The sequence below is a fragment of the Noviherbaspirillum sp. genome (assembly GCF_035254685.1).
In the GTDB taxonomy this organism is placed as follows: Bacteria; Pseudomonadota; Gammaproteobacteria; order Burkholderiales; family Burkholderiaceae_D; genus Noviherbaspirillum.
This window is the reverse complement of record NZ_DATFAI010000011.1, coordinates 82,300-89,521: the sequence shown is the minus strand read 5'-3', so window position 1 is coordinate 89,521 and position 7,222 is coordinate 82,300. Positions and strand designations below refer to the sequence as shown.

The following is a 7,222-nucleotide window of genomic DNA, read 5'->3' as shown; positions in this document are numbered from 1 at the left end:
GCCGCCAGCGTTCAATCTGAGCCAGGATCAAACTCTTCAGTTTAATTCCTGTGGTTGCCGTCTCCGGCATGGGCCCTCTCGGACCCCGCTCACTCAAAATACTGACAGGTAGCTTCCTTGCGAAACCTACCTATATTTCTGCGAGCACTTGATATCATTTGAGCTTCGACGACTTTCGCCGCCGTCGCACTTCCACCAAGCGCCCACACTTATCGGCTGTTACTTGTTAAAGAACCTGTCCTGCCAGCGCACACTTTCGTGTTTCGCGGCGTCGACAAATCGTTTTGTTTGTCGAGGTTTTCCCTTGGACGCAGCACTGCGTTGAGCGCTTTGTTCTGTCGTGTTTCGCGACGGGAGGCGAACTATAGCAAAGCCAATTGCATGCGACAAGTGCTTTCCAAAAAAAAATTTATTCTCGTTCCGGGGAAGGCACAGCGCTCGTTAATATTTCATCAGCATTCCGCCGTTTGCGACTCGTTCACATCGCGATCCAGCCGTCATGACTTCGCCAAAGCACGCGACACCGCGTGATATACTGTCGGCATGGGAACAAACACATCAATGCGTCAATATTGGTGGTCCGCCTGATTCTGGCGGCCGGTTTCTATTTATTCTTACCAATCATGCCGCCGTTCAGGGCGGCATTTTTGTTTCGGCAATTGCTGTTTTGACCGGTGGGCATCAACCCAAGGGAATTCCAGATGTCAACAGCAAAACCGATTATCCTGACTGGCGACCGTACCACCGGCCCGCTTCACCTCGGCCACTACGTCGGCTCGCTTCGCACACGCGTCGAACTTCAACACAAAGCGCAGCAATTCCTGCTTCTGGCAGATACGCAGGCGATGACGGATAACGTGGGCCACCACCAGAAGGTGACCGATAACGTTGTCGAAGTCGCGCTCGATTACCTTGCCGCCGGCATCGATCCCCGACTGTCGACGATATTTGTCCAGTCGCAGGTACCCGAACTGGCCGAGCTGACGCAATACCTGCTCAACCTGGTCACCGTCTCGCGTCTTGAGCGGAACCCGACGATCAAAGAGGAGATCCGCCTGCGCGATTTCGAACGCGACATTCCGGCGGGCTTTCTCATGTATCCGGTCAGCCAGGCGGCAGACATTACGGCATTCAAGGCAAGCATGGTTCCGGTCGGTGACGATCAGCTTCCGATGATCGAACAGACGAATGAACTGGTACGCAAGTTCAACAGTACGGTGGGCGACCAAATCCTGGTCGAGTGCGAAGCTGTGCTGTCCGCCGTCACGCGATTGCCGGGAATCGATGGCAAGGCGAAGATGAGCAAATCCTTGAACAATGCCATACACCTCGGCGCCAGTGCGGATGACATCAAAAAGGCGGTCAACCGGATGTATACCGATCCAAACCATTTGCGCGTGGACGACCCGGGACAGGTCGAGGGAAATGTGGTCTTTGCCTTCCTTGACGCGTTCGAGCCCGATGCGACCGTGCTGGATGACCTGAAGGCACATTACCGACGAGGCGGCCTGGCAGACAGCATCCTGAAGCGCCGTCTGAACGAGCACCTGCAAGCCCTGCTGGAACCGGTTCGACAACGGCGCGAGCAGTTCGCGGCGGATCGCGGCGAGGTCATGAACATCCTTCGCCAGGGCACCGAAAAGGCACGTCTCGTTGCCAGCCAGACGGTATACGAGGTAAAGGCAGCGCTTGGCTTGAATTACTTCAATTGAACGCAGCCGTTCTGATGAGACGCAGGTAAATTCGCCATGATCAATGCAAAGGCATGGCGCCGCTCGCGGCGTGACTGATAGCTTCAAGCACTTGACCTCCGGCAGAATGCATGCGCACACCATTAGCGTAATATGCAAAAAACAATAACAGGAGAACAGGCAATATGATGCGTCGATTTGTGCATGCACGGGTCACGCCATGGCGGCGAATGTTCCTCGCTATCGCCACAGCAGCGGCTTTTTCACCCCCAGCCCACGCATGGAGCAACCATGCACTGGGAACATGGCAGGCGCTTGGACCAGCAGCCGAAGTGGCGGGTGCGGAACCACTCCGGGTTGAAAGCCTGGAAGCATTTGTGGCTGCGGAAGCGCCTGCACTAGAGCGTCTGCTGAATGTCGAAGAGGCATGGGCAAGACATAACGTGCCTTACTATCCGGCACGGCCGGACGCGCTCGCTTTCAGGCCGGGTGGCGCCGCGCCCGAGATGCGCCGCCGCTTCCTTGCAGCACTGCGAATCAACCCTGCGTCCCGGCTCACACTCTTCCTGCAGGTTCGTCCCGGCACCACCGTGCCTGCCACGGATGTCATGCCGAGAGCTGAGGTGACCACGGTAGGCCAGCGTGACGACCACAACAAAGCGACTTTCCGACGCTTGCAAGAGGGTGACATGGTGGCTGCGCTCGATGTGGTGGCGAGCGCCTCGGACGAACCGGATTTCGGTTTGGATATCGGCATCTGGGAAGACAACGGCACCGACTACGGCAGGCGATACGGGTTCGGCAAACAGCCGTTCGGCAACCCGGCGCTCGAATTTTCCAGTCAGGCCCCCATGCACATGGGCTTTTTCCACGAGCAATGGATTGTCTACAAGGCCGCTCCATTCCTGCTGCGAACCTATCCGGAATACCGTATTCATCTCTACCAGTCCCTCGCGCAGCACGCCCTTCGCAGCGGCCATCCTTACTGGGGTTGGCGCTTTGCAGGATGGGCGCTGCACTATATCCAGGACCTGACTCAGCCTTATCACTCGCGGGTCGTACCCGGCGTAGGTACGCCGACACTGCTTTGGACGAACTCGCTCGCGCTGCTCGGCTTCACGACGGAAAAGGAGCATGCCATCACGCTCGTCTCGAACCGTCACCAGGCGCTGGAAAACTATCAGGTCCGGAGAATGCGCGCCGCCTACCAGAGAAAGGATGACAACGACGCACTCTTGCTCGCCACACGCAACTCAGCGGACGATCGCCGTTATCCAGCCTATTCCGACGCTGCGGTTCGCGAATCCATCACGAAGCAGTCTCACGCTCTGGCTGACGCCACCGATGCCGCCCTCGAGCATGCCATACCGCCGAAATACATTTCCGATCCTTCTTACGTGATGACCGCATCTGGTACCGATGTCGACCTGTATGCGCTGTTATCCGCCGGGCCGGACGCCGCACGCGATGAAATGACGACGCTGGTCGCGGGACTGATGACAAACTTCGGAATCCATTCGCGATTGTTTATTCGTGCACTGGCTGAAGGGGGAAGAGCTACCGGCAAATGATGATCGCAAGTTTGCGGACGAGGCAAGGCAGACTCTTCGAAAGACCTCGTGGGAGCACCGCGCTATCAACAGCGCGCACTAAGAGTACCGATGAGTAATCACCGACTGCGTAACCACAAGTTCACTTGGCAGTCGACAGTGGGACGCTGTAGTTGGCGCTCTCATTCAAGCGCGCCAACTACAGCGTCCCCGTCCACTTCATGTCCACTTTAGAGGAAGCCTTCTATCGCATCGCTCCCCTTCTGTTTGACCCCGCGCGAAGCACGTACAATCCAGACAAAAAGCAATTGAGCTCTCATAGTCACGTCCACATGCGAGCGCGCCGCTTCGACAAGAACAAGGAAAGCAATGCGAGCAAAGATTCGATATCGCTGGGTACCGGTTATCGCTGCCATTCTGGCGGGAAGCGCTGTCGCTGCGCCTGCCCAAAGCACCATGGACATCGACTATCTGGGTGCGCTCAGGCAGGCGCGCGGGGTGGCAGGTTCCGTTCGAGGAGCTGAGCTGGATGCGCAGGCGAAGGAACTGCAGGCCAACGCCTTGCGCCGCATCGATGGCCCCGACCTGCAGCTGACAGGCTTCGCCGGCCGGCTGGCGACCACTTTCAATTTCGATACGAGTGCCGTCGCGCAGGCGGCCAATCCACTGATCGGCGGTCTGGACGCGGCCACGCCGAACCTGCGCCTGCCGGCAATCCCCAATGTGGTCAGCGCCAATCGCACCTTCAATCTGTCGTCATTGGGCCTCACCTCGATCTGGCCGCTCTATACGGGCGGCAAGCTGCAGGCGGTCAAAGGACTCGTTGCGGCACGCGCGCAGGAGGCCCGCGCCGAACTACGATCCGCCGAAGACCAGATTTCGACCCAGATCGCGCAGCGCTATTTCACGCTGCAACTCGCGCGCCAGGCCTTTCAGCTGCGCAGTGCTGCCGTCGAGGTCATCACCGATCATCAGCACATGGCAGCGAAGATGGAGCGTATCGGCCTCATCTCGCGCGCCGATCACCTGAAAGCCGATGTCGCACTCGATAATGCGAAACGCGAAGCTGAAAAATCAAGGAGCGACGCCGAGATCGCGCAGGTTGCACTGACCCGCTTGCTGGCCGCGCCCCAGCCCGTGCAGCCGATCACGCCGCTGTTCGTATCCAGCGCAACGGTCGGCCCCCTGCAGGACTTCATCGACGCGGCCATGCGCAACAACGCGGCCTGGGACAAGATCGCGAGCAAGCGCAGCCAGGCGGTCGAATCGGCCAGGCTGGCAGGCAGCGAGCACAGCCCGACCATCTTCGCCGTCGGCAATTACAACGGCAATCGCAGTGATGACCACCTTGTGCAGCCGAACTGGTTTGTCGGCCTCACGCTGGCGATTCCCATCGTCGGCCGTCTCGACCATGCGCAGATGAACGAAGCCGCACGCCTCGAGCAGCAGCGCGTCGAAGTGGCAGCCGAGCAGGCAAAGCGGGATATCCCGACACTGGTTGAAAGCCAGTGGCGCGCGGTGGAAGATGCGCGTATCCGTTTCCTCTCCATGCAGTCTGCCATCGACCTTGCCGAAGAAACACTGCGCCTGGCGCGCATCTCCTTCAGAGAAGGACAGGCGACGACCATGGACGTCTCGGACGCTTCGGTCAACCTGACCAAGGCGCGCGTCGAGCGGGTGCAGGCCGCCTATGAGTATGTGATGGCACTGGCCCGCCTGCTGGAATCCTGCGGGCAGCCGGCGCGCCTGCAAGACTATGCCAAGGCTGCCGATCACATCATCCCCCTGTAAGCGGAACATATACCATGGCCGTATCCACCAAAAAAGTAATCGCCTCCGTCGCCGCCCTCGCCGTTGCCGCCTTCCTAGTGTGGGGACTGATGCAATCCGCCACGCCGCCGCGCACGCCTTTGCAAGGGCAGATCGAAGCGCAGGAAATCAATGTCTCATCCAAGGTGCCAGGGCGCGTCGGCAAGATCGATGTGCAGCTCGGGCAGTCCGTCAAACAGGGTGACGTCCTGTTCGAACTCGACAGCCCGGAAGTGCAGGCCAAGGTAGCCCAGGCAAAGGCGGCACAGGAAGCTGTGCAGGCGACATACAGCAAGGCTCAGGCGGGCGCCCGTCCGGAAGAAATCGCGATGGCTCGTTACAACTGGGAGCGGGCGCAAACCGGCGCGCGGATCGCGCACGCGACCTATCAGCGGGTGCAGGCCATGTACAAGGAAGGCGTGATCGCCCAACAGAAGCGCGACGAGGCCGAGGCGCAATGGCGTGCCGCCGAACAGCTTGCGCAAGCGGCACGCGCGCAGTACGACATGGCACAGCATGGTGCCCGCCCGGAAGACAAGCGCGCCGCCGAAGCTCAGACCCGGCAGGTGGCAGGGGTGGTGGCGGAAGCACAGGTTGCCCTGGCCGAAACGCAGATCAAATCGCCGGGCAACGGCGAGATCAACAAGATCTCGATCCAGGCGGGCGAACTCGCGCCGCAGGGCTTCCCTGTGGTCACCATCGTCAATCTCGCCGATACCTGGGCGGTGGTGACCGTGCGCGAGGATGAGCTCAAGCCCTACGCCGTGGGCACGGCGCACACCGGCCATGTGCCTGCGCTCAGGGCCGATGTTCCCTTCACGGTCTCCTTCGTGTCGGCCATGCCAGACTTTGCGACGTGGAAAGCTGCCCGCCCCGGTGGCACCGACTTGCGTACCTTTGAAGTCAGACTGCGTCCCGCGAAGGCTGTCGAGGGCCTGCGACCGGGAATGAGCATCGTCTTCCCTGCCGACTGAAGCGCGCCGTATGGCAAACAGCAATCACCATCCCGCAATGGCCGTCGCCGCCAGGGAATGGCGCCGCCTGCGCGCCGATCCGTGGGACTTCGGCATGCTCACCTGGATTCCGCTGCTCATGTGGCTGATGATGTGGTGGATACTGTCCGCAGGCGTCCCGCGCAACCTTCCACTGGCCGTCATCGACGGGGACGGGTCGTCCCTCTCGCGCAACCTTGTGCGATGGCTGGATGCCTCGCCCGGATTGCACGTGGCACTGGTAACGCAGGACCGCGATGAGGCCTTGCGCGGGCTGCGCGAGCGACACGTCTTCGGCATCCTGTCGATCCCGAAGGACATGCAGGCCGACATCGCCACCGGCCGCAGCGTGCCGGTGCAATGGGCGTACAACGCGCAGTTCGCCGTCCATGCCGGATCGATGACGCGCGACGTGCGTGCGGTGGCGACCACGCTATCGGTCGGCATCGAGCGCATCGGGCGCGAAAAGCGCGGCGCTTCCGTGATCCAGGCAAACGAACTCTACGAGCCCATCAGGATGCGGCTGGTGACGCTGTTCAATGAAAGTGGCAGTTACGAATCCTTCCTTGGACTGGCCGCAGTGATGTCGATCCTGCAAATTTTCATCGCACTCGGCGCGGTGACCGCAATCGGCGTCGAACTGCGCGATGCCACGGTGCCGCAATGGCTGGCCTCGGCCAACGATCGCTGGAGCATCGCGATCCTCGGCAAACTCGCCCTCCCGATGCTGGCCTTTCTCGTCCACGGATTGCTCGTGATCGCCCTGTTCGCCGGCTTGCGCGGCTGGCGCATCGAAGGCAGCGTGGCCATGACCCTGGGCGGCATTGCCCTGCTGACGCTTGCCTATCTGGCGCTCGGCCTGCTCATCATTGGAGCCTGCCTGTCGCTGCGCACCGCGCTTTCGGCCACAGCCTTCATCGCCGCTCCTGCGTTCGCCTTCTCCGGGCAAGGATTCCCCCTGCTGGCAATGCCGGCGGTGGCGCGCGCCTGGGCGGAGGCACTGCCCCTGACGCATTATTTGCAGCTGCAGAGCCGCACCTGGCTGGAAGGCGCGCCCTGGCGCAGCACCCTGCCGGAAGCACTCGTCCTGCTGGGCTTTACCGCGGGCTTCGGCCTCATCGGCGCCCTGCTCCTTGCATGGCGCGGCCGTCATCCCGGCAATTGGGGGCGCAGATGAGAA

At 60.9% G+C, this 7,222-nt stretch carries 5 protein-coding genes; all 5 read left to right on the top strand.

What is annotated here, in order from left to right:
* Nucleotides 1-701: 701 nt before the first annotated feature.
* Nucleotides 702-1,712, top strand: a complete 1,011-nt coding sequence (trpS, locus tag VJ698_RS03380; RefSeq protein ID WP_324101268.1) for a tryptophan--tRNA ligase — start codon at nt 702-704, stop codon at nt 1,710-1,712.
* A gap of 209 nt (nt 1,713-1,921) precedes the next feature.
* Nucleotides 1,922-3,262, top strand: coding sequence for a hypothetical protein (locus VJ698_RS03375; protein ID WP_324101267.1), 1,341 nt, complete (start codon nt 1,922-1,924; stop codon nt 3,260-3,262).
* 348 nt (nt 3,263-3,610) lie between these two features.
* A complete protein-coding gene (locus VJ698_RS03370; protein ID WP_324101266.1) occupies nt 3,611-5,032 on the top strand; it encodes a TolC family protein in 1,422 nt (473 codons plus the stop codon).
* Between the two features lie 14 nt (nt 5,033-5,046).
* Complete coding sequence (locus tag VJ698_RS03365) at nt 5,047-6,024, top strand: HlyD family secretion protein (protein WP_324101265.1); 978 nt, start codon at nt 5,047-5,049, stop codon at nt 6,022-6,024.
* A gap of 10 nt (nt 6,025-6,034) precedes the next feature.
* A complete protein-coding gene (locus tag VJ698_RS03360; protein ID WP_324101264.1) occupies nt 6,035-7,219 on the top strand; it encodes an ABC transporter permease in 1,185 nt (394 codons plus the stop codon).
* Nucleotides 7,220-7,222: the final 3 nt, after the last annotated feature.